20 protein-coding genes are annotated in these 24,740 nt (G+C 61.7%); 10 read left to right on the top strand and 10 right to left on the bottom strand.

What is annotated here, in order from left to right; translation table 11 throughout:
* The 5 genes from ACFWYE_RS17355 to ACFWYE_RS17335 are packed head-to-tail and all read right to left on the bottom strand — an operon-like array spanning position 1 to position 5,697.
* Complete coding sequence (locus tag ACFWYE_RS17355; RefSeq protein WP_379113046.1) at positions 1 to 882, bottom strand: ABC transporter permease; 882 nt, start codon at positions 880 to 882, stop codon at positions 1 to 3.
* Complete coding sequence (locus ACFWYE_RS17350) at positions 879 to 1,838, bottom strand: ABC transporter permease (RefSeq protein ID WP_379113043.1); 960 nt, start codon at positions 1,836 to 1,838, stop codon at positions 879 to 881. The genes ACFWYE_RS17355 and ACFWYE_RS17350 overlap by 4 nt, the downstream gene beginning before the upstream one ends.
* 13 nt (positions 1,839 to 1,851) lie before the next feature.
* A complete protein-coding gene (locus ACFWYE_RS17345; RefSeq protein ID WP_379113040.1) occupies positions 1,852 to 3,495 on the bottom strand; it encodes an ABC transporter substrate-binding protein in 1,644 nt (547 codons plus the stop codon).
* A gap of 36 nt (positions 3,496 to 3,531) precedes the next feature.
* Positions 3,532 to 4,317, bottom strand: a complete 786-nt coding sequence (locus tag ACFWYE_RS17340; protein WP_379061897.1) for a DUF427 domain-containing protein — start codon at positions 4,315 to 4,317, stop codon at positions 3,532 to 3,534.
* 21 nt (positions 4,318 to 4,338) lie between these two features.
* Positions 4,339 to 5,697 (bottom strand): LLM class flavin-dependent oxidoreductase, encoded by a 1,359-nt coding sequence (locus ACFWYE_RS17335; protein WP_379113037.1) that lies wholly within the window; start codon positions 5,695 to 5,697, stop codon positions 4,339 to 4,341.
* A gap of 176 nt (positions 5,698 to 5,873) precedes the next feature.
* On the opposite strand from ACFWYE_RS17335, the gene ACFWYE_RS17330 reads away from it, so the two are divergent.
* Positions 5,874 to 7,706 carry a dipeptide ABC transporter ATP-binding protein gene (locus ACFWYE_RS17330; protein WP_379113035.1) on the top strand — a complete coding sequence of 611 codons (1,833 nt, stop codon included), beginning with the start codon at positions 5,874 to 5,876 and terminating at the stop codon, positions 7,704 to 7,706.
* Between the two features lie 20 nt (positions 7,707 to 7,726).
* On the opposite strand, the gene ACFWYE_RS17325 is transcribed toward ACFWYE_RS17330, so the two are convergent.
* Positions 7,727 to 8,629, bottom strand: a complete 903-nt coding sequence (locus ACFWYE_RS17325; RefSeq protein ID WP_379061890.1) for a LysR substrate-binding domain-containing protein — start codon at positions 8,627 to 8,629, stop codon at positions 7,727 to 7,729.
* Between the two features lie 269 nt (positions 8,630 to 8,898).
* On the opposite strand from ACFWYE_RS17325, the gene ACFWYE_RS17320 reads away from it, so the two are divergent.
* From ACFWYE_RS17320 to ACFWYE_RS17290, 7 genes are read left to right on the top strand one after another with little or no spacing between them, the layout of a single operon-like run.
* Positions 8,899 to 10,407, top strand: a complete 1,509-nt coding sequence (locus ACFWYE_RS17320; protein WP_379113032.1) for a leucyl aminopeptidase — start codon at positions 8,899 to 8,901, stop codon at positions 10,405 to 10,407.
* Positions 10,408 to 10,452: 45 nt separating this feature from the next.
* Complete coding sequence (locus ACFWYE_RS17315; protein ID WP_379113029.1) at positions 10,453 to 11,358, top strand: proline iminopeptidase-family hydrolase; 906 nt, start codon at positions 10,453 to 10,455, stop codon at positions 11,356 to 11,358.
* A gap of 16 nt (positions 11,359 to 11,374) precedes the next feature.
* Positions 11,375 to 13,036, top strand: a complete 1,662-nt coding sequence (locus tag ACFWYE_RS17310; RefSeq protein ID WP_379113027.1) for an ABC transporter substrate-binding protein — start codon at positions 11,375 to 11,377, stop codon at positions 13,034 to 13,036.
* A 23-nt stretch (positions 13,037 to 13,059) separates the two neighbouring features.
* A complete protein-coding gene (locus tag ACFWYE_RS17305) occupies positions 13,060 to 14,076 on the top strand; it encodes an ABC transporter permease (RefSeq protein ID WP_379113024.1) in 1,017 nt (338 codons plus the stop codon).
* Positions 14,076 to 15,047, top strand: a complete 972-nt coding sequence (locus tag ACFWYE_RS17300; RefSeq protein WP_379113021.1) for an ABC transporter permease — start codon at positions 14,076 to 14,078, stop codon at positions 15,045 to 15,047. Before ACFWYE_RS17305 ends, ACFWYE_RS17300 begins: the two co-directional genes overlap by 1 nt.
* Positions 15,044 to 16,000 (top strand): ABC transporter ATP-binding protein, encoded by a 957-nt coding sequence (locus ACFWYE_RS17295; protein ID WP_379113020.1) that lies wholly within the window; start codon positions 15,044 to 15,046, stop codon positions 15,998 to 16,000. The genes ACFWYE_RS17300 and ACFWYE_RS17295 overlap by 4 nt, the downstream gene beginning before the upstream one ends.
* Before the next feature lie 8 nt (positions 16,001 to 16,008).
* A complete protein-coding gene (locus ACFWYE_RS17290; protein ID WP_379113018.1) occupies positions 16,009 to 17,004 on the top strand; it encodes an ABC transporter ATP-binding protein in 996 nt (331 codons plus the stop codon).
* 392 nt (positions 17,005 to 17,396) lie between these two features.
* Here the strand turns inward: ACFWYE_RS17290 and ACFWYE_RS17285 are convergent, their stop codons facing one another.
* The 4 genes from ACFWYE_RS17285 to ACFWYE_RS17270 all read right to left on the bottom strand — a co-directional run bounded on the left by ACFWYE_RS17285 (position 17,397) and on the right by ACFWYE_RS17270 (position 21,867).
* A complete protein-coding gene (locus ACFWYE_RS17285; protein WP_379113017.1) occupies positions 17,397 to 18,458 on the bottom strand; it encodes a methyltransferase in 1,062 nt (353 codons plus the stop codon).
* A gap of 71 nt (positions 18,459 to 18,529) precedes the next feature.
* Positions 18,530 to 19,708 carry a beta-ketoacyl-ACP synthase III gene (locus tag ACFWYE_RS17280; protein WP_379113015.1) on the bottom strand — a complete coding sequence of 393 codons (1,179 nt, stop codon included), beginning with the start codon at positions 19,706 to 19,708 and terminating at the stop codon, positions 18,530 to 18,532.
* A 33-nt stretch (positions 19,709 to 19,741) separates the two neighbouring features.
* Positions 19,742 to 20,920: a beta-ketoacyl-ACP synthase III gene (locus ACFWYE_RS17275; protein ID WP_379113013.1), complete on the bottom strand. Its 1,179-nt coding sequence runs from the start codon at positions 20,918 to 20,920 to the stop codon at positions 19,742 to 19,744.
* Positions 20,917 to 21,867, bottom strand: coding sequence for a dialkylrecorsinol condensing enzyme (locus ACFWYE_RS17270; protein WP_379113011.1), 951 nt, complete (start codon positions 21,865 to 21,867; stop codon positions 20,917 to 20,919). Before ACFWYE_RS17270 ends, ACFWYE_RS17275 begins: the two co-directional genes overlap by 4 nt.
* A 394-nt stretch (positions 21,868 to 22,261) precedes the next feature.
* Between ACFWYE_RS17270 and ACFWYE_RS17265 the strand changes: the two genes are divergently transcribed.
* On the top strand, positions 22,262 to 23,476 hold the full coding sequence (locus tag ACFWYE_RS17265; RefSeq protein WP_379061863.1) for an ROK family protein: 1,215 nt from the start codon (positions 22,262 to 22,264) through the stop codon (positions 23,474 to 23,476).
* Entirely contained in the window at positions 23,476 to 24,735 is a 1,260-nt protein-coding gene (locus tag ACFWYE_RS17260) for a M20 family metallopeptidase (RefSeq protein WP_379113010.1), read from the top strand. Before ACFWYE_RS17265 ends, ACFWYE_RS17260 begins: the two co-directional genes overlap by 1 nt.
* Positions 24,736 to 24,740 lie beyond the last annotated feature (5 nt).

The raw sequence follows: 24,740 nt of genomic DNA, 5'->3' as shown, positions 1-24,740 counted from the left end.
TTAGTCCTTGTCGGGCTCGAACGCACCGATTCCCTGCGCGATCAGGTTGGCGGCCATCACCAGCGAAATGATCGCGCCGGAATTGAAGACGACAATCCACCACTTGCCGCCGGTGAGGAACCCATATCCCTCCGCGATGGCCAGCCCCCAGTCCGCCGATGGCGGCTGGATCCCGAGCCCGAGGAAGCTCAGCGTGGCGATGGAAAAGAAAGCATAGCCGAGCCTCGTGATCAGTTCGACCAGGATCGTCTCGCGCACATTCGGCAGGATCTCGAACAGCATGATGCCGGCCGAGCTTTCTCCCGCCAGTCGTGCGGCACTGACATAGTCGCGTTCGCGCTCCTGCCGCACGGCCGTACGTACGGTGCGCGCGACGAGGGGGGCATATGCGATGCCAATCACCAGGATGACCGTCAGGTTCGACGGGCCTAGTGCGACCAGCGTCATGGTGACCAGCACGATGAAAGGAAACGCCATCAGGGCATCGAGCAGCCTCGCGCCGATGGCATCCACCCAGCCGTTGAAGTAGCCGAGTACAAGCCCGATGAAGCTGCCGGCTGTGACGCCGGCCAAGGTGGCGAGCGGCGCGACCAGCAGGATATCGCGCGAACCGACCACGATACGGGAAAGGATGTCGCGACCCAGCGTGTCGGTTCCTAACCAGTGGACTGCATCCGGTGGCGCGAGCATGGCAAGGAAGTCTTCAGCGTAGGGGTCGAACGGCACGAACAGGTGCCCGAACACCGCGCACGCTATCCAGAACAGCAGGATGGCACCGCCGACCAGCATGGACGGTGCCGGAAGTATGCTGCGCAGCCTGGACAGGAAGCTGGTTTTGAGCGCGGCGGCGTCTGGCGCCGGAGCGTGGACGAGATCGGTCATGTTGCCGCCCTGCGCCGCTGTCGGGGATCAAGCAGCATCTGGATCAGATCGCCGATGGTGGCCGACACCACAAAGATCGCGGCGATGACCAGGACACCGGCTTCCAGGGTCGGGAAGTCCCGTGCCTTGGCAGCTGTCAAAACGAGATTGCCGAGGCCCTGGATGCCGAACAGCGCCTCGATGACGATGAGGCCACCGAGCAGGAAGCCGCTCTGCGTGGCAATCACCGCGATCGTCGGCGTCAGCGCATTGCGCAGTACGTGGCGGAAGATGATCTCGTGCCGGGTGAGGCCCTTCAGGACCGCAGAACGCGTATAGTCGGCGTTGACAGCCTCGATCACGCCGGCACGGGTCATTCGCGCTATGTAGCCGAGAAGATTGAGCACGAGCGGCAGCGCGGGCAGGATCAGATAGTAGCTGCTGGTCCAGAAGCCTGAACCGTCCGGGGCGACGCCCGATATCGGAAACCAGTTCAGCCACAGGCCGAACACGATCAGCAGCAGAAGACCGGAAACGAAGTCCGGCACGATCGCCAGGGATATGCCGGAGAGCACGATCGCCCGGTCAATGAGACTTCCGGCTTTCAGTCCGGCGACGATGCCGGTGCCGATACCCAGCGGGATCAGCAGGGCGAGGGAGACACCGGCCAGCGCCGCCGAATTGCGCAGGCTTTCCAGGACCAGGGGTGCCACAGGCTGGCGCAACGACAGCGACACGCCGAAGTCGCCCTGGATCGCCTTCTCGAACCAGCTCCAGTATTGCACGAGCACCGGTTGGTCCGTGCCGAGCTTCCGGTTGAGGGCCGCGACAGCCTCGGCATCAGCAAAAGGTCCGAGCATGACGCGCCCGACATCGCCGGGCAGGACCTGCCCGGCAAAGAACACCAGCACGCTGAGCAGCCATAGGGTCAACAGCAGCGAACCGATGCGCGAAGCGATGGTTCGGCCGAGCGTCATCGGTCACTCTTCCTCATGCGAAGGAAGCGCGATCGAGCAGAAGGTGCGAGATCGCCGTGAAGCGCACGCCCTCGATCTTCGCGCTGGTGATGCGGCTGTACTGCGAGAAATAGCTGATGATCAGCGGCGTCTCGTCCAGCAGCAGATTCTGGATCTTGCCGGCGACCAGCCTCTGCGCCTGAAGGTCACGGGCCTTGCTGTAGTCCAGCAGCAAGCCATCATAGGTGGGGTTGTTGAAATGCGCGGCGTTCCAGGTGCCGCTGCTCTTGAGCGTTGCATTCAGGAAGATATCGGGTGTGCCGCGGTGGCCGAAATCGGTAATGCCGAGCACGGAATCCAGCCAGGGTGAGCTGCCGAAGGTGGCTGACCCGTAGTAGGCGTCTTGCGGCAGCACGTTGAGCTTGATGTTGATGCCGGCCTTCTTCGCGAAATTCTGGATCAGCACGGCATAGTCGGGAATGTCGTAGGCGCGCTCGGTGGTCAGTGTGACGTCGAAACCGTTGGCGAAGCCGGCTTCAGCAAGCAGGCGCTTTGCCTCGGCGAGATCCTGCTTGCGCTGCGGAACCGATGGATCCGAGGATGGGAAGATCGGCGCGAAAGGTGTGTCGTTGCCGACGATCGCCCTGCCTTTGAGCAGGCCTTTCACCACGGCTTCGCGATCGATTGTCAAGGCAAGCGCCCGGCGTACCCGTTTGTCGGTAAATGGCGTCTGATCGGTGCGCAGGTGGACCTCGTCATGCGAGCTTGCCTGCACGCTGATGATCCTGAAGGCGGGATTGCCCTCGATCGCCAGCGAGGATCGGGTGGTCTCGGGGATCACATCCAACTGGCCGGCCTGCAGCGCCAGCAACTGCGCCTGCGAGTCGTCGAAGAACTTGATCTCGACTTTGTCCGGCAGAGCCTGTTCTCCCCAGTAGTCGGGATTGCGCACGAATGTCGCGCCCTGCTTGGGGCGGAAGGATTCCAGTTTGAACGGCCCGGTGCCGATAAAGGTCTTCTCGAAGTCGCCGCTATAGTCCGCCGGCAGGATGATGGCGTTGACGACGTCGGATGAGACATAGAAAGGAAAATTGCTGTTGGGCGCGTCGAGTTCGAAGGCGACCGTCTGCTCGTCGACTTGCCGGATGGCGCCCTTGGACAGGATCCCTTTGTAGGCGGAGAGGGCCGATGAACCGCTCTTGGGGTCGACCAGCCGTTCGAACGAGGCGACAACATCCTTTGCCGTGACCGCTCGGCCGTCGTTGAATTTGACGCCTTGCCTGAGCTTGAAGGTCCAGCGCTGGGCGGTCTCGTCCGCTTCCCAGGAAACGGCGAGCCGCGGCAGCAGACCGTCCTTCGGGTCGTCCAGCAGCAGATATTCACCCACCTGGCTGATCAGCGCGATGCTGGCGGGGTCGGTCACCAGGATAGGATCGATGGCCGCGGTTGGCTGGTCGAGACCGACGCGGACCGTGCCGCCCGGCTTGCTGGTGGCAGCGCGCGCCGGGCTGGACAAGCCGAGCCCCTGCGACGTCGCGAACCCGGTCAGGCCGATCAGCATCGCGTATTTGAGCAAGTCGCGGCGTTTGAGGAATCCGGCGGCATGTTCATCTACGGCGACATTCCAGAGATCGCCGGACAGGCCGCGCAAGGCATCGATATCAGAACGTTTGGTCATGGCTTTTCCGATGGATGGAGGAAGTGGCGAGAACGGCTAGGAGACGATTTCGCCGTCGAGTTCGATGCGATCCACAGCTTGCGGATAGAAGGCGATCAGCCCTTTGATCTTCGGGATCTCGTCGATCGGATCGCGGTAGCTCCAGGCGATGTCCCTGGCGATCGACCCGTCCTTCAGCTGTCCGGACCAGTAGGAAGCGATGCCCTTGTAGGGACAGCGCGTGTTGCTGTCCGAGGCAACCAGGCGGTCGAGCCGCACATCGTCGGGGTGGATATAGTAGCGGGTCGGCAGATGGGTCTCGAACAAGAGCACCGGGCGCCGGCTGTCCGCGATCAACTCGCCGTCGAACCAGACCCTGACATGGCTTGTGCTGTGCAGGACATCGATGCGGGCGTAAGGGTCGCGCGCATGGACGAAGACCTCTTCCTCCTCTTCGAGCCATTGGTCGACCGCGTTCCAGACGAAGGCGATACGGCCGGAAAGCAGATGCAATTCCTCGTCCGGCGGCGACACGAAGGTCCAGGCTGCGTTCGCCGTTTGCCGGCCTCCGCTATCCAGGTTCCAGTACTGGCGTTCGCCGCCGACCTCGTGCGGGTCGCGATATCCTGAGGGTTTGAGCACGGACGGCAGCACCGCCTCAGCGGGGAAGAAGTAGATCGGCAGGAAGTGGTTCGAGCGGAGCACGAGCACGTCGCGACTGTCGGCTATGGTCTGGCCGTCGAAACGAACGCGGATACGCTTCGGGCTGGAAAGGACGTTGACGAGCCGGGGTGTGCTGGCTTCGCGCGGCTGCAGCTTCGTATTGGTCACGGGGGCATTCATTGTTTCATCTCCATGCCGCGGTCAGGACACCGCGCGTACATTGTCGCGCTGCTCGGCAAAGCGGTTGGCCGGTCGGGCAAGGCCGAGGCGGTCGCGCAGCGTGCCGGGCTCGTATTCGGTCCGGAAAAGGCCGCGGCGCTGCAGTTCCGGCACCACGTTTTCGGCAAAGGCGTGCCAGTCTTCCGGCAGCAGCGGGAACATCAGGTTGAAGCCGTCCGCGGCTCCGGCAACGAACCAGTCCTCCAACTGGTCGGCGATCTCGACCGGCGTTCCGGCGACCGTCGGGACTGAGCCGCTGTTGGAAAGGCGGCGTGCCACTTCGCGCAGAGTGAGGTTCTGCTTGGCCCATTGCCGCACACGATTGAGCGAGGTGTGGCCGCCGTTGAACGTGCTTTCATCCGGCAACGGTGGCACGGGGCCGTCAGGGGGATAGGCCGAAAGATCGAGTCCGCTCCAGCTCGACAGAAGGTCGATGCCGACCTGATCGGGAAGCAGCGTCTGCAGGTATTCCTGACGCTCGAGCGCCTCGTCCTTCGAGCCGGCGACGATCGGCAGGATGCCCGGCAGGATCTTGAAACTCTCCGGGTGCCTGCCGTGGCGGGCAAGGCGCTCGTTGATGTCCTTGCGATAGCGGACACCATCTTCCCTGGTGCTGAAGATCGCGAAATGCGCGTCGGCATGGGCCGTTGCGAAATTCTTGCCGTCCTCCGACGAACCGGCCTGCACGATCAGCGGATGGCCTTGCGGCGGTCGCGGGACATTGAGCGGACCGCGTACCCTGAAATGTGGTCCCTTGTGATTGATGGCGTGGACCTTGGCCGGGTCGGCGAAGTAACCGGTCTCCTTGTCGATCAGCAGCGCCTCGTCCTCCCAGCTGTCCCACAGCGCCTTGACGATATCGAGATATTCGCCGGCCCGTTCGTAACGCAGTGCATGGTCGATGTTGCCGTCTCGTCCGAAGTTCCTGGCTTCCTCTTCCATGGCGGAGGTCACGACGTTCCAGGAAGCGCGACCCTTGCTGATGTGATCGAGCGAGGCAAAGAAGCGCGCCACATTGTAGGGCTCGCTGTAGGAACTCGAGGCCGTGGTGATCAGGCCGATGTGACGGGTCACGCCGGCCAGCGCCGCCAGAAGCGTCAACGGCTCCAACCGGGCATTGGCGTAGTGGGCGACGCCGCTCTTGACCGAATCCCAGATCGACACGTGATCGGCGACGAAGATCGTGTCGATCTTGGCGCGCTCTGCCGCCTGCACGAGATCACGATAATAGTCGAAGTCGAGGATTTCGCGGCCCGGCGCGCGCGGATGCCGCCACGACATCCGGTGATCGCCCTGCGGATTGAAGAAGAATGCGCTGAGGATGATGTGACCATGCGCCATGGCTGGTTGCCTCCCTTCTGCAGTCAAAAACTTCGCCGCATCGGCGGAGTTGGCGGCTGGAAATCTCCAAACCGGCAAAAGGTTAGATTGCGCGCATATTCAATACGAGTAATTTTATAGACATTATGGATCTCACATCCGGAAGCCGTTGCCCCGGACGGCAAAGCGAGAAGAATGTGGTTCCGAAAGAGACGTCATCGCCATCCGTTCTGAACATCGAACGCCTCTCCGTCAGCTACCGGTCAGGCAGATCGCTGCAGCGTGCCGTCAGCAATGTCTCGCTGAGTGTGGGGCCTGGCGAAGCGTTGGGCCTGGTTGGCGAGTCCGGCTCCGGCAAGAGTTCGGTGGCATTGGCCGCCCTGCGTTATCTGCCGAAACACACGCAGGTGGAGGCCTCCGCATTGCAATTCCTGGGACGCGATCTGCGAACGCTCTCGCCGGAGGAACTGCGCCGGTTGCGCGGCGATCGCATTGCAGCCGTCTACCAGCACCCCGGTTCGGCGCTCAATCCCAGCCTGACGATCGGCAGGCAGATCACCGAGACCATCGTGCGACATCGTCGTGCCAGCCAGCAGGACGCTTCCTTGCAGGCCGCTGATCTTCTACGCCGTGTGCGTGTCGCTGATCCGGAGCGTGTGCTTCGGCTTTATCCGCACGAACTGTCGGGCGGCATGCAGCAGCGGGCCAATATCGCGATTGCCATTGCGCTCGACCCCGCCCTGCTGATCCTGGACGAGCCGACCACCGCGCTCGACGCCAGCGTGCAGTCCGAGATCATCGCGATCCTGGACGACCTTCGCCGAAGCCACCAGACCGGTATCCTTTTGATCAGCCATGACATCGACCTGGTCAAACGCTGCTGCGAGCGCGTCGCGGTGATGCAGTCCGGCGTCGTTGTCGAAAGCGGCAACGCCAGCACGTTGTTCGACGAACCGCGGCATTCCTATACGCAGATGTTGGTCCGCAGCATCCCGACATTGACCTATACCAAGCGCGACGGGCGGCTTGCCGAAAGTGGATCGCCTTGCGCGGACCAATCGGCCGAGGAACTCCCGGTTTCAGATGACACGCTGATTGGCTGCCAGCGCCAGACCGTGCTCCGGTGCAAGGACATCCGGCAGTCCTTTGGCGGCCAGGCGGTTCTCCACGATGTCGACCTCAGCATTGCTGCCGGCGAGACCTATGGCTTGATTGGTGAGTCCGGCTCCGGGAAGTCGACGCTCGCCAGGATCGTCACCGGCCTGCAGGCTCCTGTCGCGGGCACGGTCGAACTGTCTGGACAGGCAGCCGCCACGCGTGTGGAACGGCGCAAGTCCAGCCAGCGTCGCGACATTCAGATGGTTTTCCAATCGCCGGATCGCACATTGAATCCGCAGCAGCGGATCAGCACCATCCTCGGCCGCTCGCTGCGGCGTCTGGCCGATCTGCCAAGATCTGCCAGGACGCAGCGAATATCGGACCTGCTTGGGTCGGTGCGGCTTGCGCCGTCATTCGCCGAGCGCAAGCCGGGGGCGCTTTCAGGTGGCCAACGCCAGCGCGCGGCAATCGCCCGTGCCTTTTCGGGAACACCGAAGCTGGTGGTCCTTGATGAGCCGACCTCGGCTCTCGACGTCTCGGTACAGGCGACTGTTCTCAACCTGCTCAACGACCTGCAGCGCCGTAACGACACGGCGTATCTGTTCATCAGCCACGATCTCAGGGTCGTGCGCTACATGGCCGACAGGATCGGCGTGCTCTATCGCGGCCGCCTTGTCGAAGAAGGGGCATCCGAGCAGATCTTCGCGGGTCCCAATCATCCGTACACGGAGATGCTGCTCGCTGCCGACGACACGGAGCCAGGTCCCGCCGGGCCTGCCCCCTTTGCTTCGGAAATCGAAACCCAGGCAGGTCAGGGCTGTGCTTTCGCCAGCCGCTGTCCGCAGGCGCAACCTGCCTGCATGGAAGCTGAGCCGCCGGGCAAGATGATCGCGGAAGGTCATACGATCCGTTGCTGGCAGCGGGGAAGGTGACCCAGCGTCGAGGTCATTCGCTAGTCGATCGCCATCACTCTCTTGTGTTCGGCGACCTGTTCAAGCAGCCAGTTCTGGAACAACGCGGCGCTCTGTTTGCTGCCTATGCTGCGGCGTTGATAGAGATAGATGCCTGCCGGATAGGTATGACGTGCCTTGAAGGGAGCGACGAGCTTGCCCTGATGCAGCAGGTCCTGGGCCATCATCGTGTCGGCGAGCGCTACCCCGCCGCCGTTCATCGCCTCGCGCATGATCAGCGTGCAGTCGTCGAGCACGGTGCTGGATTTCGGCATTGCCTCGAAGACACCTTCCTGTTCCAGCCAGCGCTTCCATCTGTTGGTTTCGCACTCATGGATCAGGTGATGGTGGATCAGATCGGCGGGTGATCGCAGCGGTACGGTCCCGTCGAGCAGCGCAGGCGAACAGACGGGAGTCAGCACCAGCGGGATGAGCAGTGTCAGCGCCGGGCCGGCCTTGTAGTCGAACTCGTCGACGATGGCCAAATCGAAATTGGTGCGTTTGCCTGAAGTCAGGATCTCAAGGTCGACTGACGGATGCTGCCGCCGGAAACCCGGCAGCCGGTCCGCGAGCCAGAGGTTCAAGACCGGGGGTACACACAGGACGCGTAGGCGCTGAGCCTTGTCGCGCCGCGCGCCGTCGTGAAAGCTGACATCCTCCGTGGCACGCCATATCGCCTCGAAGGCTTCCGAGAGATTGCGCGCGTAATAGGAGCCTCTTGTCGTCAGCGTGACCTGACGAAATCCCCGTTCGAACAGATCCTGGCCGAGATTTTTCTCGAGCGTGCGAATATGGCGGCTAACCGCCGATGCCGTGAGATGCAGTTCTTCCGCGGCATCCTTGATGCTGCCAAGACGTGCTGCAGCCTCGAAAGCACGCATGCCATTGAGTGAGGGTAGAGCCATTGCCCGATCATGGGTTCTCAGCTGAGTTTTTGTCAATCGACAAGGACAAAATTGGCGTTTGAACGCCTGCGTTGTCAGCGATACCCAAGAGACAAGAACAACTAAGTCGTCAAGAGAACACGACTATTCGGGGCTCCGGAACATTCCGTCATCGGCGGATGCGGCTTCGCGCATGAACATTTCGGACCGGCATCACTGCCGGGGCCGGGGCATGTCGCGGCGGCCGCACCTTGTTTGAGCCCCGACAATTTGGAGGAGATACCCGCCTGATGCCGCAGTCGCCAGTGCCGGTCTTTGAAACGACAGACAACCTCCCGGCGGACGCCTCCGTCATCGTCATCCTGCAGACGCCAGGAAGCGACCTCGGTTCTCAAGCTCAGGCATTGGATAGCAAGATCGGCGGGATCATATCTCGGGCCTGTTCAGGCGCTGGCGCCTTGAACGAAAACGGCGCCTGCCTCGATCTTGTCCCACCTCACGGGGTAAACGCACGGCGTGTGATCGTGCTCGCGTTGGGCAATGCGGATACGGTGACTGCCCTCTCGCTGACACGTGCGGGCGGTGCTCTGGCCGCTCATCTGGAAGCCAAGGGTGAAAATGAAGCAACGCTGCTTTTCGATGCCGTCGCCGGCGTCCGTGTGACCGAGGCCGAAGTCCTCGCGCGCGTCGCGCTTGGCATGCGGCTGCGCCGCTATCGCTTCGATATGCGCAACAAGCGGCCGAAGGCCGGTGCCGATCAGGTCTGGCGTATTCGTCTGGTCGCGGCCGGACAGGCGGAATTGCGGGCGGAACTCGCCCGCACGCTCGCCATCGCCGATGGCGTTGAATACGCGCGCACCCTTGTCAATCTGCCGCCGAACCATCTTCATCCCGACAGTTTCGCTGATCATCTCGACCCCCTGCGTCAGGCCGGTCTCGAGGTTGAGATTCTCGACGCGAAAGAGCTGAAGAAACTCGGCATGAACGCGCTTCTGGCCGTTGGGGCGGGTTCAGTTCGAGCGCCCAAGGTGGCGGTTCTGCGATATCGCGGCAAGAACGCCAATGCACAGCCACTCGCCTTTGTCGGCAAGGGTGTCTGCTTCGATTCCGGCGGCCTTTGTATCAAGGGCGGCGCGCAGATGTTCGACATGAAGGCCGACATGGCTGGCGCTGCGGCGGTGTGCGGCCTGCTGTTGGCGCTCGCCCGGCAGGACAGCCCGGTGCATGTGGTCGGCGTCCTGGGTATCGCCGAGAACCTGCCCTCGGGCACGGCCTTGAAACCGCGCGAGATCATCACGACGGCTTCCGGACAAACAGTGGAAGTGTTCGATACCGACGCGGAGGGGCGTCTGCTTCTGGCGGACTGCCTCTACTATACCGCGACGCGCTTCAAGCCCGCGGCAATGGTCGACCTGGCAACCTTGACCTATTCGGTCATGCGTGGGCTCGGCTCGATCTTCGCTGGCCTGTTCAGCACCGATGATGCCATTGCTTCACAGATGGTCGCCGCCGGTGAGACGGTGGGTGAGCGTTTCTGGCGCCTGCCGCTCGACCGCGCTTACGATGAAGGGCTGCAGTCGCCGTTTGCCGATCTCAGGCATCACGCCAAGGACATGGAGGATGGCGACGCGCCTTACGCGGCGGCTTTCCTGCGCCATTTCACTGAAGGCTGCGCCTGGGTTCATCTCGATATCGCCGGCAAGGAACTGGCTGAAACCGATGGCCCAGGCGGCCGCCAGGGCGCGACGGCTTTTGGTGTCCAGATGCTGGAGGAATGGGTTCGCACCAGCAGGGCTTGATGATGCGGTGCGACCGGGTTTGTTCAATCAGGGTAGGAAAGCGGAATGTCGTCTGAGATCGTCGTTAGAGAAGGCCGTGCCAGCTTCAGGGATTATGAAACCTGGTACCGGATAGCCGGCGAACTCGGCGGCGAGAAACCTCCACTGGTGATCCTCCATGGCGGTCCGGGCGTCGCGCACAACTATGTCGACGCCTACAAATTGCTCGCGCGGGACGGGCGCGCTGTCATCCATTACGATCAGCTCGGTTGCGGCAACTCGACCTTGCTGCCCGAAAAAGGTGCCGACTTCTGGACGCCGCAACTGTTCATAGACGAGCTCGAAAACCTGGTCGATCACCTCGGCATCCGGGCGGGCTTCCATGTACTGGGCCAGAGCTGGGGCGGCATGCTCGGCGCCGAATATGCGGTGCTGCAGCCGAAAGGTCTGAAATCGCTGACGATCGCCAACTCGCCGGCATCGATGAAACTGTGGGTGGAAGAAGCCAATCGCCTGCGTGCCGACCTTCCTGAGGATGTGCAGGAAACGCTGACGCGACACGAAAAGGCGGGCACCACCGACGCTGCGGAGTATCAGCAGGCGACAATGGTGTTTTACGAGCGGCACGTCTGCCGCGTGGTGCCTTTTCCGCCGGAGGTGGCTGAAAGCCTCGCTCAGGTGGCACGCAACCCGACCGTCTACAATGTGATGAACGGCCCGAACGAATTCCACGTCATCGGTACGCTAAAAACCTGGAGCGTGATCGACCGCTTGCCGGCGATCGATGTTCCGACGTTGATCGTCTCGGGGCGCCATGACGAGGCCACGCCGGCGACGGTGCAACCCTACAAGGACGGCATCAAGGGCGCCAGCTGGGTGATATTCGAGCATTCCAGCCACATGCCGCATGTCGAAGAGCAAGAGGAATGCATGCGGGTGGTCGGTTCATTCCTGCACCAGAACGACAACTGAAAAAAGGGGAATAAGAATGAAGAAACTGCTCTTGGCGGCAGCCGCCGCGACCTTGCTGACCTGCACGTGGCAGGCGCCTGCAAATGCGGAATATCTGAAGGAACATCGTGGCGGCACCATGCGGCTGCTGGCCCGCTCGGCGGCTGGCACGCTCGATCCGCATATCAACTACACGTTGCAATACTGGCAGATTTTCCAGCCGCTCTACGATGGTCTCGTCGCTTTCCGCAAGGCGGACGGCAAGGACGGCTTCAAGATCGTCGCCGATCTCGCCGAGGATATGCCGTCGGTGAGCAACGACGGTAAGACCTTCACCTTCAAGCTGCGCAAGGGCATCAAGTTCTCCAATGGCCAGGACATGACGGTGAAGGACGTCGTGGCGTCATTCCAGCGCATCTTCAAGGTATCGGGCCCAACCTCAGGCACGTTCTATGCTGGCATCGTCGGTGCCGACAAATGCCTCGCCGACACCAAGAGCTGCACGCTGGAGGGTGGCGTGACAGCCGACGAAGCCGCCGGCACGATAACGATCAACATCGTCAAACCCGATGCCGAATTCATCGACAAGCTGGCCATGCCGCACGCCGTGGTCTTGCCGGCCGGCACGCCGACGGAGGATGTCGGTTCAAATCCGATCCCGGGCACCGGAGCGTATGCGATTTCGGCCTACGATCCGAACAAGGGCATGACGATGGTGCGTAATCCGCACTTCAAGCAGTGGAGCGAGGAAGCACAGCCGGATGGCTATCCGGACGTCGTGCAGTACGACTTCGGCCTGACCGAGGAAGCGGCGGTAACAGCGATCCAGAAGGGCGAGGCAGACTGGATGTTCGATCAGCCGCCCACCGACCGGCTCGTTGAACTGGGCACCAAATACATGGACCAGGTTCACATCTCGCCATTGACGGCCTGGTGGTATGCGCCGTTGAACACGCGCCTGGCGCCTTTTGACAACGAGAAGGCTCGACAGGCTGTCGCCTATGCCGTCGACCGCAACACTCTGGTCAATCTCTTCGGCGGCAAGGTGTTGGCCACGCCGGTGTGCCAGGTGCTGCCCCCGGACTTCCCGGGACACGAGGACTATTGCCCCTTCACGAAGAATCCGGGAACAAAATGGTCTGCTCCTGACGTCGACAAGGCCAAGCAACTGGTCGAGGAATCCGGAACCAAGGGCCAGAAGGTCACGGTCATCGTGGAAGACACCGCCGTATCCCGGTCGATCGGCGTCTATCTCCAGAGCGTTCTGACCAGCATCGGCTATGTTGCCGACGTCAAGCCGATCTCCAGCAACATCCAGTTCACCTACATTCAGAACACCAACAACAAGGTGCAGATGTCGGTCAGCCAGTGGTACCAGGATTATCCGGCTGCATCGAACTTCCTCAACATTCTGTTCGGTTGCGACAGCTTCCGCGAAGGCTCGGATGCATCGGTCAACATTTCCGGCTTCTGCGACAAGGATATCGACGCCAAGATGAAGCAGGCGATGGACCTTGGCGTGACCGATCAGGATGCAGCCAACAAGGCATGGGCGGAAATCGACCGGGCGGTCACCGACAAGGCTGCAGCGGTGCCGCTGTTCACGCCCAAGCATGTGGACTTTGTCAGCAAACGTCTCGGCAACTTCAAGTTCAACGCCCAGTTCTACTGGATTGTGACCCAGGCCTGGGTGCAGTGATATCGCGCTGACGGGCTAGCTTCATGTCGAGCAACGTTGTCGCCGTGCCGCGCAAGACGCGGGGGCCCTGGGCCCTCGCTTTTGCAAAGCTGATGGGAAACAAGGCCGCCATGGCGGCCTTGGCAATCTTTGTCCTCATCGTGGTCGCCTGCCTCAGCGCGCCGCTCTATGCGCGCTGGGCCGGTGTCGATCCTTTCGTTTCGACGCTTGATGCGGTCATTATCCTGGATGGGCAGGATGTGCCCGTGATGGAACAATCCACGGAAGGACTGGGTCTGGGCTATACTCCCCTTGGTCCTACGTGGCGGCTCGGCAACTACTTCCTCGGCGCGGACAACCAGGGTCGCGATGTCATGGCCCGTCTGCTCTACGGAGGGCTCAACTCGCTCCTCATATCCGCCGTGGCAACCGTCTTGACGTTGCTGCTTGGGACGGCGACCGGGCTGGTCGCCGGCTATTTCGGAGGCCTTACCGACACCTTGCTGTCGCGGCTCCTCGACATATTGTGGGCTTTTCCGATCTATCTCCTGGCGATTTCGCTTTCGATCGTGATGATCGCGCAAGGCATCACGATCGGGCCGATTACGATTGAATCCGGTAGTCTCTGGCTGCCCATCATCATCATCGGCATTGTCTACGTGCCCTATGTGGCGCGACCCATTCGCGGCCAGGTCCTGTCGCTGCGCAACAGCGAGTTCGTGATGGCCGCCATCAATCTGGGCGTTCCGGGTTCGCGCATCCTGTGGCGCGATATCCTGCCCAACATCACCACCACCCTGATCGTCTTCGTGCCGTTGATGATGGCACTGAACATGCTGACGGAATCGGCACTCTCCTTCCTGTCGATCGGCGTCCAGCCACCCGCCGCCAGCTGGGGCACCATCATTCAGGATGGACAGGCTCTGCTCTATACGCGCCCGATCGTCGCCTTGGCGCCGGGTATCGCGATTGCCATTTCCGTCATGGCGCTCAACGTCTTTGGCGACGGCCTGCGCGACGCACTCGACCCTCGTTCCAAAGTCCGGCTGGGGCGCGACTGATGATTTACGCGATCCTGCGCCGTTTCGGTCAGATGCTGTTCGTGATGTTCGGCATCTCGGTCATCGTTTTCCTGATCTTCTTTGCAACACCGGGTTCCGATCCGGCAGCCCGCATCGCCGGCCGCAACGCATCGCCCGAAGTGCTCGAGGCGGTGCGCCACAATTTCGGTTTCGACCGTCCACTCTATGTGCAGTACGGGCTGATGATGAAGAAGATCTTCGTCACCGGCGACCTGACCTCTTTCGTCAACCGCGGCTGGAAGGTCGTGCCGGCAGTCCTGGATTCGATCCCGGTGACATTGTCGCTTGTCTTTGGCGCGGCGGTTCTGTGGGTGCTGGTGTCGATCCTCATTGGCGTCGTTGCCGCCGCCACGCGCGACAGCTGGCTGGACAAGCTTCTGATGGCGCTGGGATTGCTCGGCATTTCCATGCCTGTCTACTGGCTGGGCGAGGTCATGAACCTCATCACCCAGAGCCGCTATCACGACACCTGGCTGTTTTCCTGGGTGCCGCCGCTCGGCTATAAGAATTTCTCCGATGACCCCAAAGGCTGGTTCCTTGCGTTGGTCATCCCATGGGTCACGCTCGCCATCCTTTACATAGGCATCTACGGCCGCGTTCTGCGGGCAGCCATCATCGAGTCGATGCAGGAAGACTACATCCGCACCGCACGCGCCAAGGGCCTGTCCGAGACGCGCATCCTGCTGCGCCACGCGTTGCGCACCTCGTTGATCGCCTTCGTCACTTTGTTCGGCCTGGATTTCGGCGCGCTTGTCGGCGGATCCGCCCTTCTGACGGAAGTGGTTTTCGGCCTGCAGGGCATCGGCAAGCTGACCTATGATGCGCTTCAAAGTCTGGATCTGCCGATGATCATGGCCACGGTGATGTATGCCTCGATGTTCGTCGTCGTGGCCAATGCAGTGGTGGATTTCGTCTATATCCTTCTTGATCCGCGCGTGAGGACATCATGATGCTGTCGGTTCGCGACCTCAGGGTTTCATTCCGCACTCATGAGGGGCTGGTACGGGCCATCGACGGGGTTTCCTTCGATCTCGGCGAAGGCGAGATCCTGGGCGTCGTCGGTGAATCCGGTTCGGGCAAGACTGTCTCGCTGCTGGCCGTAATGGGCCTGATCACCGACCCCAATGCGATCATCGAAGGGTCGATCCGCTACAGGAATACTGAGCTGGTGGGGCTGCCGGCCCGCGAACTTCGACGCCTGCGCGGCAATGAGATCGCCATGATCTTCCAGGATCCGATGACCGCGCTGACGCCGGTCTATACGATCGGCTGGCAGATCGCCGAACAGATCCGTGCACACAAGCGTGTCAGTAAATCCCAGGCTCTGGCGCGCGTCGAGGAATTGCTCGCCGAGGTGAACTTCCCCAATCCACGCGAGGCGATGTCACGTTTCCCGCATCAGCTTTCGGGCGGCATGCGCCAGCGCGCGGTGATTGCCATGGCTCTCTCTTGCAACCCGGCGCTGCTGGTGGCCGACGAGCCGACCACAGCGCTCGACGTGACGGTGCAGGCTGGCATCCTCGATCTCGTGCGCAAGCTGCGCGCCACGCACAATTCCGCTGTCGTCTTCATCACCCACGACATGGGGGTGGTGTCCGAACTCGCCGACAGGGTGATGGTCATGTATGCCGGGCGCGTCGTCGAGCGCGGCAGCCGCGGCGAGCTCTTCTCCGCGCCTCAGCACCCCTATACCCGTGCACTGCTTGGCTCGATCCCGCCGCTGACGGGCGAGAAGCCGCGCCGCCTGCCGGCCATTCCCGGCTCGCCGCCATCGCTGCTGCGCTTGCCTGCAGGTTGCGCATTCGCCCCACGTTGCCCGGTCAACTATGAGCCCTGCGGGGCCGGCAAGCCAGATCTTGGCCAAGGCGCGCATGCCGCGGCATGTTTCCAGGTTCAGGCATGAGCGGGCAGATGATGGAACAGGACCAGCCAATTATCGAGACGCGCACGCTGAGCAAGCGGTTCTCGATCGGCACGCGCTTTTCCTCGCAAGGCAAGCGAACCGTCCACGCCGTCGACAACGTCTCGCTGACAGTCCGGCGTGGCGAAACCGTCGGCCTGGTCGGGGAGTCGGGTTGTGGCAAGTCCACCTTGGCGCGCTGTCTTGTCAGGCTCTACGACATCACCGACGGCAAGCTGCTGTTCGAAGGGGACGACATCACCGGCAAGTCGCTGGCTGAACTGAGGCCGTTCAGACGCCGCTTGCAGATGGTGTTCCAGGACCCGTCGGCTTCGCTCAACCCACGGCGCCGGGTCGGAGACCTGGTTGCGGAGCCACTGCGCATCCACACCAAACTGTCCTCCGGCGAAATCGCCAAGCGGGTTGCGGAACTGTTCGATCTTGTGGGTCTCCTCCCGGACCATGTCATGCGCTATCCGCATGAATTCTCAGGCGGGCAGCGTCAGCGTGTCGGTATCGCGCGAGCCATTGCGCTCAATCCCGATCTCGTCGTGCTGGACGAGCCGGTTTCGGCGCTTGACGTGTCGGTTCAGGCGCAGATCGTCAACCTGCTGGCCGACCTTCAGGAGAAACTCAACCTCACCTACATCTTCATCGCCCACGACCTGTCCGTGGTCCGCCAGGTCTCGACCCGCATCGCGGTCATGTATTTGGGATCGATCGTGGAGGAGGGGCCAGCGGAAGAACTGTTCGAGACACCCGCGCATCCCTACAGCCAGGCGCTGATCTCGGCCGTTCCAGTGGTAGAGACGACGCCTGGTGGCGTACGCAAGCGCATCATCCTGACCGGCGACGTGCCAAGTCCGCTCAAGCCGCCGTCAGGGTGCCGCTTCCATCCCCGATGCCCGATCGCAGCCGAGCGATGCCGCGTCGAACGGCCCGAACTCACCGAACATGGCCCTGGGCGAAAGGTCGCTTGCCATTTCCCGACACTTTCTTCTCGGTGACCTTCGAGTGTTTCCGCTTTTCACGGAAACGCTCTAACTCCTTGTTTTTCGCAATTCAGGACAGAACCCGTTACACACTTTTCCTGGAGTTGCTCCAGCCAAGCTATTGAAAACGGCCTGCGAAGTTGATGCGTCGGTGGCTTTTCGCTCCCCCGCGGTGGTCTACATCTCGTCTTTCAGGACCCCAAGCGGGTGCGGAATGAACCAGCCGTAGAACGTTCGCCTCGTGAATTTTCCCGGGGAACGTTTGAAGTTTGGCTCATGCGCTGGTGCAGGGCCTGTGGTCTCGCCTTCTTTTCTGTTTTCGTCTGGCTTCGGGCGCCTTCTGCGGTAGAACGGCCTTGCCTGTCCGCCGCGCAGCACACGAGTTGGGCGGGGGTGATTGGACATTGTCATATCGCCCGCGCCTCGATGATGAAGACCGGAGCGGCGGTCGGCACCGCCTTTGTCAGCTCGAAGCCATTCCGACGCAGCAGTTGTGCAAACTCTTGCTCGGTGCGCTCGCCTCCCGATACGAACAACAGCATCTCGATGTCGGTCAGGGTGGCGAGCTGTGCCGGTTTGCCCGGCTCGATCAATTGCTCGACCAGGATCAGCCGGTCGCCCGTTTCGAGTGCATTGCGGCTGTTGGTCAAGATCGTGCTTGCCTCTTCGTCGCCCCAGTCGTGAATGATGAATTTCATGATGTGAATATCGCCCTTGGCAGGGATCGGCTCGAAGAAGCTGCCACTGCTCACCTTGCATCGCCCGGTGCTGATTGCAGCGGCAAGGCGAGGGTTGGAAACCGCACGCTCCGTCACTTCCGGGAGGTCGACCAGGACGCCGCGGAGATGCGGATTGGCCTCCAATATGGCTGCAAGCAGGACACCTGCGCCGCCACCGATATCGACCACGGTGGCGGTCTCGGGGAACTCGAGTGCCGCGAGCACGGCGGGATTCCAGCCGCCCGTTATACTGGTCATTGCCGCATCGAAGGCGGCTCCGGCTTCCGGGTGCTGTCCGAGATAGGCGAACACCGGCATCCCGAACAGTCGGTCGAAGACGGGACCGCCGTTTTTCACGCAATCGACGATGCCGCCCCAGTTACGCCAGTGCCAATGCTCGCCATTGAGTGCCGCGAAACCATGCAGGGAGTTCGGCACGTCCGAGCGCAGCAATTGCCCCGTCGGCGTGAGATCGAAGCGCCCTTGGCTGTCTTCCTCGGTCAGTCCCAGGCCAGACATGGCGCGCAGCAGTCGGTAGAGGGGGCGCTCCATCGCGCCGACAGCCGAGGCGATCTCCCTCGCTGTTCTGGGGCGGCTTGCCAGTTCATCGGCCAATTTCAGCTTGGCAGCCGCATAGACGACCTGAGATGCCCAGGATCCGGTGATCAGATTGAGAAGGCTCCTTGTCGACTCCAGGATCGAGTGCGTCGGATGGAAGTCTTCCTGCAGGCGAACTTGCGCATGTGTCATGGTCGGCTCCGCTTTGCTGATGTCAGTGCTTTCCGTCTCGCTGCGACTTCGGACCCCGTCAGGGGGATGTCTCATTGCCTGGTGGTGTTGCCCTGCGCATCGACCACCGTCATTTTGACGAAACCGGTCGAAAAGCGTGCGCTTTCGGGAACATAGCAAAGAACGACGTCGCCGATCTGGCAGTGCCCCCCATTCAGGAGTTCCTCGATCATCAGATACATCGACGCCGCGCCGACATTGCCGACGCGTTCCAGATTGGTGAACCAGCGCTGCTCGGGAATCTCGAAACCAATGTCGCGCAGGGCCTGCTGGACGACCGGCCGGAAATAGGCCGATGAATAATGCGGCAGGAACCAATCGACTTCGTCCGGGTCGAGTGGACGCGTCTTGAGTATGTCGGAGAGCCCGCGGGCGACCGTGACAGGCACTGCTATGGCGTTCAGGAGCTTGACGTCCTGTTCCAGGGCAAGCACGTCGTTGTCGATAACTTCCTGCAGGGAGCCATATTCCTTCCAGCCCTTGATGCTGCCGTCGGGTTGTTTTGCCGCTCCCATGAACATGCAGGTTTCATGGTCGTGCGCATAGGAGCGCATCTCGATCCAGTCGATGCGCATCGAAAGCCCTTGCGGGTTAGGTGTCCCGCTCAGCAGGGCAGCCCCGGCACCGTCGGACAGCATCCAACGCAGGAAGTCCTTTTCGAAGGCGAGTGCTTCATGTCTTTCGAGCTCCGCGATCTTCGCATCGGATTCCGGGGAGAAGTTGCGTGCGTGAAGCTGCGTGGAGAGCATCTCCGAACCGGTAACCACGGCATTGCGCACGAGCCCGGCGGCAACCGCCATGTACCCGTATTTCATTGCCAGGACACCGGACACGCAGCCGCCACTCGAAGCGGCCGTCTCGCAGGTACCGCTACGCAGTTCGCCATGCACCATCGAGGCATGATTTGGCAGCATCTGGTCCGGCGAGGTGGTGCCGCAGGACAAAAGCTCGATGTCTGCGAGTTGGAAGTCTTCATCTGTCAGCGCGCGCACCGCCTCGGCAGTCAGTTGCGCGTTGGTGTAGCGCAGCTCACCGGTTTCGCGGGAGATCGAATAATGCCGGCTGCGGATACCGTTGCTGCGCAGCGTGATCCGACGGGCACGCGACGGCCTGCCATCGATCATGCCCAGAACATCTTCCACATTGTCGTTGTCGACGGGGCTGTTTGGCAGGAACTTCGCCGCGCGTGTGAGATAGACCGCAGATGTCATGTGTGCACTCCATGTGAGATTGACGGTATGGACCTAATGTCTGCTTGCGCTTCCACTGGCATCGACAACGGTCATTTTCATAAAGCCAGTGGAGAAACGGCCGCTTTCCGGCACGAAGCAAAGCACCACATCGCCGGCCCGGCAGCGGCCGCCATTCAGCAACTCTTCCACCATCAGATACATCGACGCCGCGCCGACATTGCCGACGCGCTCAAGGTTGATGAACCAGCGCTGCGCGGGGATCTCGAAGCCGATGTCGCGCAGACATTGCTGCAGGATGGGGTGAAAGTGATAGGACGAAAAATGCGGCAGGAACCAATCGACTTCATCGGGGTCGAGCTTGTGCTGTTTGAGGATGTCCGGCAGGCCGCGGCCGACCAACACCGGGGTGATGTTGGGATTGAGCAGCTTCACATCCTGCTCGAAGGCGAAAGCGCCGCTGTCGACCGCGTCCTGGAGCGAGGTGTTTTCGCGCCACCCGCGCATGTTGCCGTCGGCCTGCTTGGTGGTACCGAGATACATGCAGGTCTCATATTCGTTGGCATAGGAACGCATCTCGATCCAGTCGATGCGCATCGAGAGTCCATGAGCGTTGGGTGTGTCGCTCAGCAGGATCGCGCCCGCACCGTCCGAAAGCATCCAGCGCAGGAAGTCCTTGCCGAAGGCCAGTCCCGGCTCCCTTTCCAGTTCGTCGACTTTGGCGTCGGATTCCGGAGTGAAATTCTGGGCCCGCAACAGGGTGGAAAAGAGCTCCGAGCCCGTTGTCACGGCATTGCGGGCGAGGCCAGCCGCAATCGCCATGTAGCCGTATTTCATCGCCAGAAGTCCCGCCAGGCAAATGCCGCTGGATGCGGAAGTCTCGCAGGGCTGGTTGCCGAGTTCGCCGTGCACCATCAGGGCGTGGTTGGGCAGCACCTGGTCGGGTGAGGAGGTACCGCAGGACAGCAACTGGATGTCATCGAGCTGAAACTCGTCGTCGGTCAGCGCCCGTACCGCTTCTGCCGTCAGTTGCGCATTGGTGTAGCGCAGTTCACCCGTATAGCGTGAGATCGCGTAATAGCGGGTGCGGATGCCGTTGTTGCGCAGCGTGATCTTGCGGGCACGCGACGGCTTGCCGCCAATCATGCCAAGCACTTCCTCCATGTTGTCGTTGTCGACGGGATTGTTCGGCAGGAATTTTGCAGCGCGGGTGAGATAGACTGCAGCTGTCATGAAAATTCTCCCATGCGGAAGTCGGCCGAACCTGAAGGCCGCTCGAAGTAGTCGCGTTGCCGCTGGATGCTGTTCTTGCGGATAGGTTTGAGCAGGCTGCGCACTGCCATCGTCACCGGCACCACGGTGATGATCAGCAGGAACAACACGCAGGCCCATAGCACGATGATGGGCTTGCGGGCGGCGTCACCCTGCCGTCCGCATCGGCGCAGCAGCCGGCCCCAGAGCATGAAACTGCGGCGTCCGATCTCTTCGCTGGCAATCAGCCGCTGATCGACGGTTGCCGCGCGCAGGCCGGTCACGATCGGCCTGTCTGCGCTCGGCAGCCCTGCTCGCATGGCGGTGAGGATGGCGCGACCAAACCGCGAGGCACCGGCAATATCCTCCTCTGTAATACCGGCGCGCGGGAAGAAACCACCCCAGAAGGCCTCGCGCCTGCCCGTGAACATCCAATGCGGCGTCGTCACCAGCGTCTTCATCGCGCTGCCGCGATCGGTAAGCACGATGTTGTCGATCAGCCGAGCGCCGGCGTCGGTCAGCAGTTCCTTTGTCCGTTCCTGCGCCTGCAGCCACATGTTGCGGCACCCGATGAGGGTGACGACCGGCGTGCCGGCCAGCACCCTCCGGCCTTCCGGCGACTTCAGGAAGGCAGTGATCGGCGGCGATGGCGACAAGTACCATACGGTATAGGCGAGTATGACCAGATCGAAATGCTCGCCTTCGAGCAGGCCCAGCGGCTCCAACGCGGGCGGGTCGAGATAGACGGCTTCCGGAAATTGATCGAAGAAAGCGAAGAACGGCCAGGGGAAGGGGTATGGTTTCGTCGGCTTCAGCGACAGCCAGCGCAGACTGATATCGTCAGCGCGTGCCAGGGGTGCAGCGACTGACTCGGCGATGCGTCTCAACTGCCCAGTTTGCGAGAAATAGACGACCAAAACTTTGCGCATGACGGTACCTCTCGGCTGGGTGGTTGGATCCAGTCGTCGCCAAGTCAATACTGTGAATGTACATCGGAAGTTCTTGCATGCTTCCCAATACTAAAATTATGGAACGCTAATATGAGAGTCAACAGTTATAAATTAGTGGCGTTTTGAATCGATTCTACTGTACATTGTGCCGTTCAAGTCGCGATAAGTTCTTCATATTTCTGCATGAAAATAGATTTCATATAGAGGAATGGTGCTTTTTTATTGATAAAGATCAGCGTCATGGATGTTGGGTGATCGCCATGGCGCGAGTTCCATGCACGTCCCGATGCTCTGCGCATCCCGCCAGAATCCCGATTGACGGCGCCATTTCAGCATAATAAGTTCGGTTATAGAACGAATTAATGGGGTGGAGATGACGGACAGCCTGCGCATCTCGCGGCGATTTTCGCAGCGCTCGGTCATGGAGGCGGTCGTGCAGGGCGGGCCGATCTCGCGAGCGTCGATCGCCAAGCAGACCGGACTTTCCAAGCAGACGATCTCGGAGATCGTGCGCAGCTTGGAGCAGGATGGCTGGGTGCAGGAAACAGGGCGTACCAGTGGCCATGTCGGGCGCACGGCGGTGACCTATGAGCTGGTCTATGATGCCGCCTACATCGTCGCCGTCGATCTCGGTGGTACCAAGGTGCGGGTCGCGATAACCGACCTTGCCTGCCAGATCTTCGCCGAGGACACCGTGCCGACCGATCCTCGCGGCGGTCAGCATATCGTCGATCAGATCGTTGCCCTGGCTTTCCAGGCCGCATCACGCCGCGGAATTCCTCGCACGAAGATCCGCCTGGCGGTGATCGGTGTTCCGGGTGCGCCCGACAACGCGACGGGTCGGGTGCTGATGGCGCCCAACATCGCCGATTTCGACACGATGGATGTGGTCGCGGCTTTCGAAAGCGGCTTCGGCTTCGACGCGATGCTGGAGAACGACGTCAACCTGGCCGTTCTCGGCGAGAACTGGCTGGGTCAGGGGCAGGGCATCGACAATCTTGCCTATGTTGCCCTCGGCACCGGCGTGGGTTCCGGGCTGATGGTCGGCGGCCATCTGGTGCGTGGCGCCATCAACGCCGCCGGTGAGCTGGGTTTCCTGCCTCTGGGTGCCGACCCCTTCGAAGCTGAATCACTGCGCACGGGTGCTTTCGAACGTGTTGTCGCGTCGCACGGTATCGTCGAGCGTTATGCCGCTCTCGCCGGCGAGCGGCTCGGCGTTCCGGGCATCTTCGAAAGGGCTGAAGCCGGCGACGAAGCTGCGCTGACCGTGCTGGACGAGACCGCTCGCTATCTGACCAGAGGCATCGCCGCCATCGCCGCCATCGCCAACCCGGAAAAGGTCATTCTGGGTGGCTCGATCGGCCTGCGTCCGGAAATGCTGGCACGAGTGAGGGCTCTCCTGCCGCAGTGCTTCCCGTATCCGGTCAATGTCGAGACAGGTGAGCTCGGATCACGTGCGGCGATCGTGGGCGCGGCGGCGATTGGTCTCGGTCAGCTCCACAATTCGCTCTTCGGCGTGAATGCGCCCGACGGCCGGATTTCACTGCCGCCCGCCAATATGAGCGCGGCACTTCGGGAGGCAGTGTGATGGCGATCGCGGCTGATCTGACCGGGCGCTTGCGTGCCGCGCTCGACCGCGAAGGGGCCTTGGCGCTTTTTCGAGGCGCCGTGCAGCACGAAAGCGTTACCGGCAACGAGGCAAACTTCGTCGCCTATCTTCAGGACAAGATGCACGGCCTTGGCCTCACCGGGCTGCAGACGGCCGAATTCCTGCCTGGCCGTCCGAACATCTGGGCGGAGCGCAAGGGCGCTGGGCAAGGCAAGCGCCTGCTGTTCATCGGCCACACAGACACGGTTCATGTCGATGGCTGGCGTGAACACTGGGCTGGAACGGAACGTGAGGATCCGTTCGGAGCGGCGGTGATCGACAATGCGGTCTGGGGACGAGGCTCCGGCGATCTGAAAGCCGGCATTTCGGCATCTCTTGCCGCGCTTTCCCTGCTGGATCGGGCAGGCATCAGGCTGGCCGGTGACGTTGCCTTCGCCTTCGTCGGCGACGAGGAAAGCGGCCAGCCCGGCACGGGCGTATCCGCCGGTATCAAGCATTTTGTCTCGCGCATCGAAGCGGGCGAAGTGGAACGTCCGGATTTCACCGTCTACGTCGAGCCAACCCGGCTTTCGGTCTATCCCGCGCAGATCGGCTTCTTCATCGCCGACATCACCATTACCGGCAAATCCGCCTATTTCGGCGTGCCGGAACTGGGCAAGGATGCGCTGCGCGCCAGCCATGCCGCCATGGCCGCGCTCTGGAAGCACTCAGACGCGATCGCGGCGCGCGCCGAACACAAGCTGGTCGGGCGCAGCTTCCTGCTGATCACAGGACTGACCGGTGGTGGCTACATCGCCGTGCCCGAACGCTGTTCGTTGTCACTGATCCGCAAATTGCTGCCCGGAGAATCCCTGGATGTCGCTGCCGCCGATATCGAGAAAACCGTGCGCGACGCCATCACCGATCCGGAAATCCAGGTCGAGTTTGCCTATCCGGCCGGGCGCGACCATGCGCTTGGCGGTACCGCCGCGGAAATCGACGAGACGGCACGGGAGGTGCGCATGCTTTCCGCGGAGATGGCTGCGGCGTTGGCCGGGCGTGGGATGGTCGAAGGCGCGCCGTTCTGGTCGGAGCAACCCTTCTTCGTCAATCGGCTCGGCATTCCCGCCGTCTATTGCGCACCGGGCGATATCCGCAATTGCCACACCTACGAGGAGCACGTCGACGTCGAGGAATACCTGGCCGGCGTCGTTGGCTTCGCTGCCTTCATGGCTCGCTACTGCGGTGTCATCGAATGAGTTCA

This window comes from Mesorhizobium sp. NPDC059025, assembly GCF_042739655.1.
GTDB lineage: Bacteria > Pseudomonadota > Alphaproteobacteria > Rhizobiales > Rhizobiaceae > Mesorhizobium.
The sequence above is the reverse complement of the archived record's forward strand: the minus strand, read 5'-3'. Positions and strand labels throughout refer to the sequence as shown.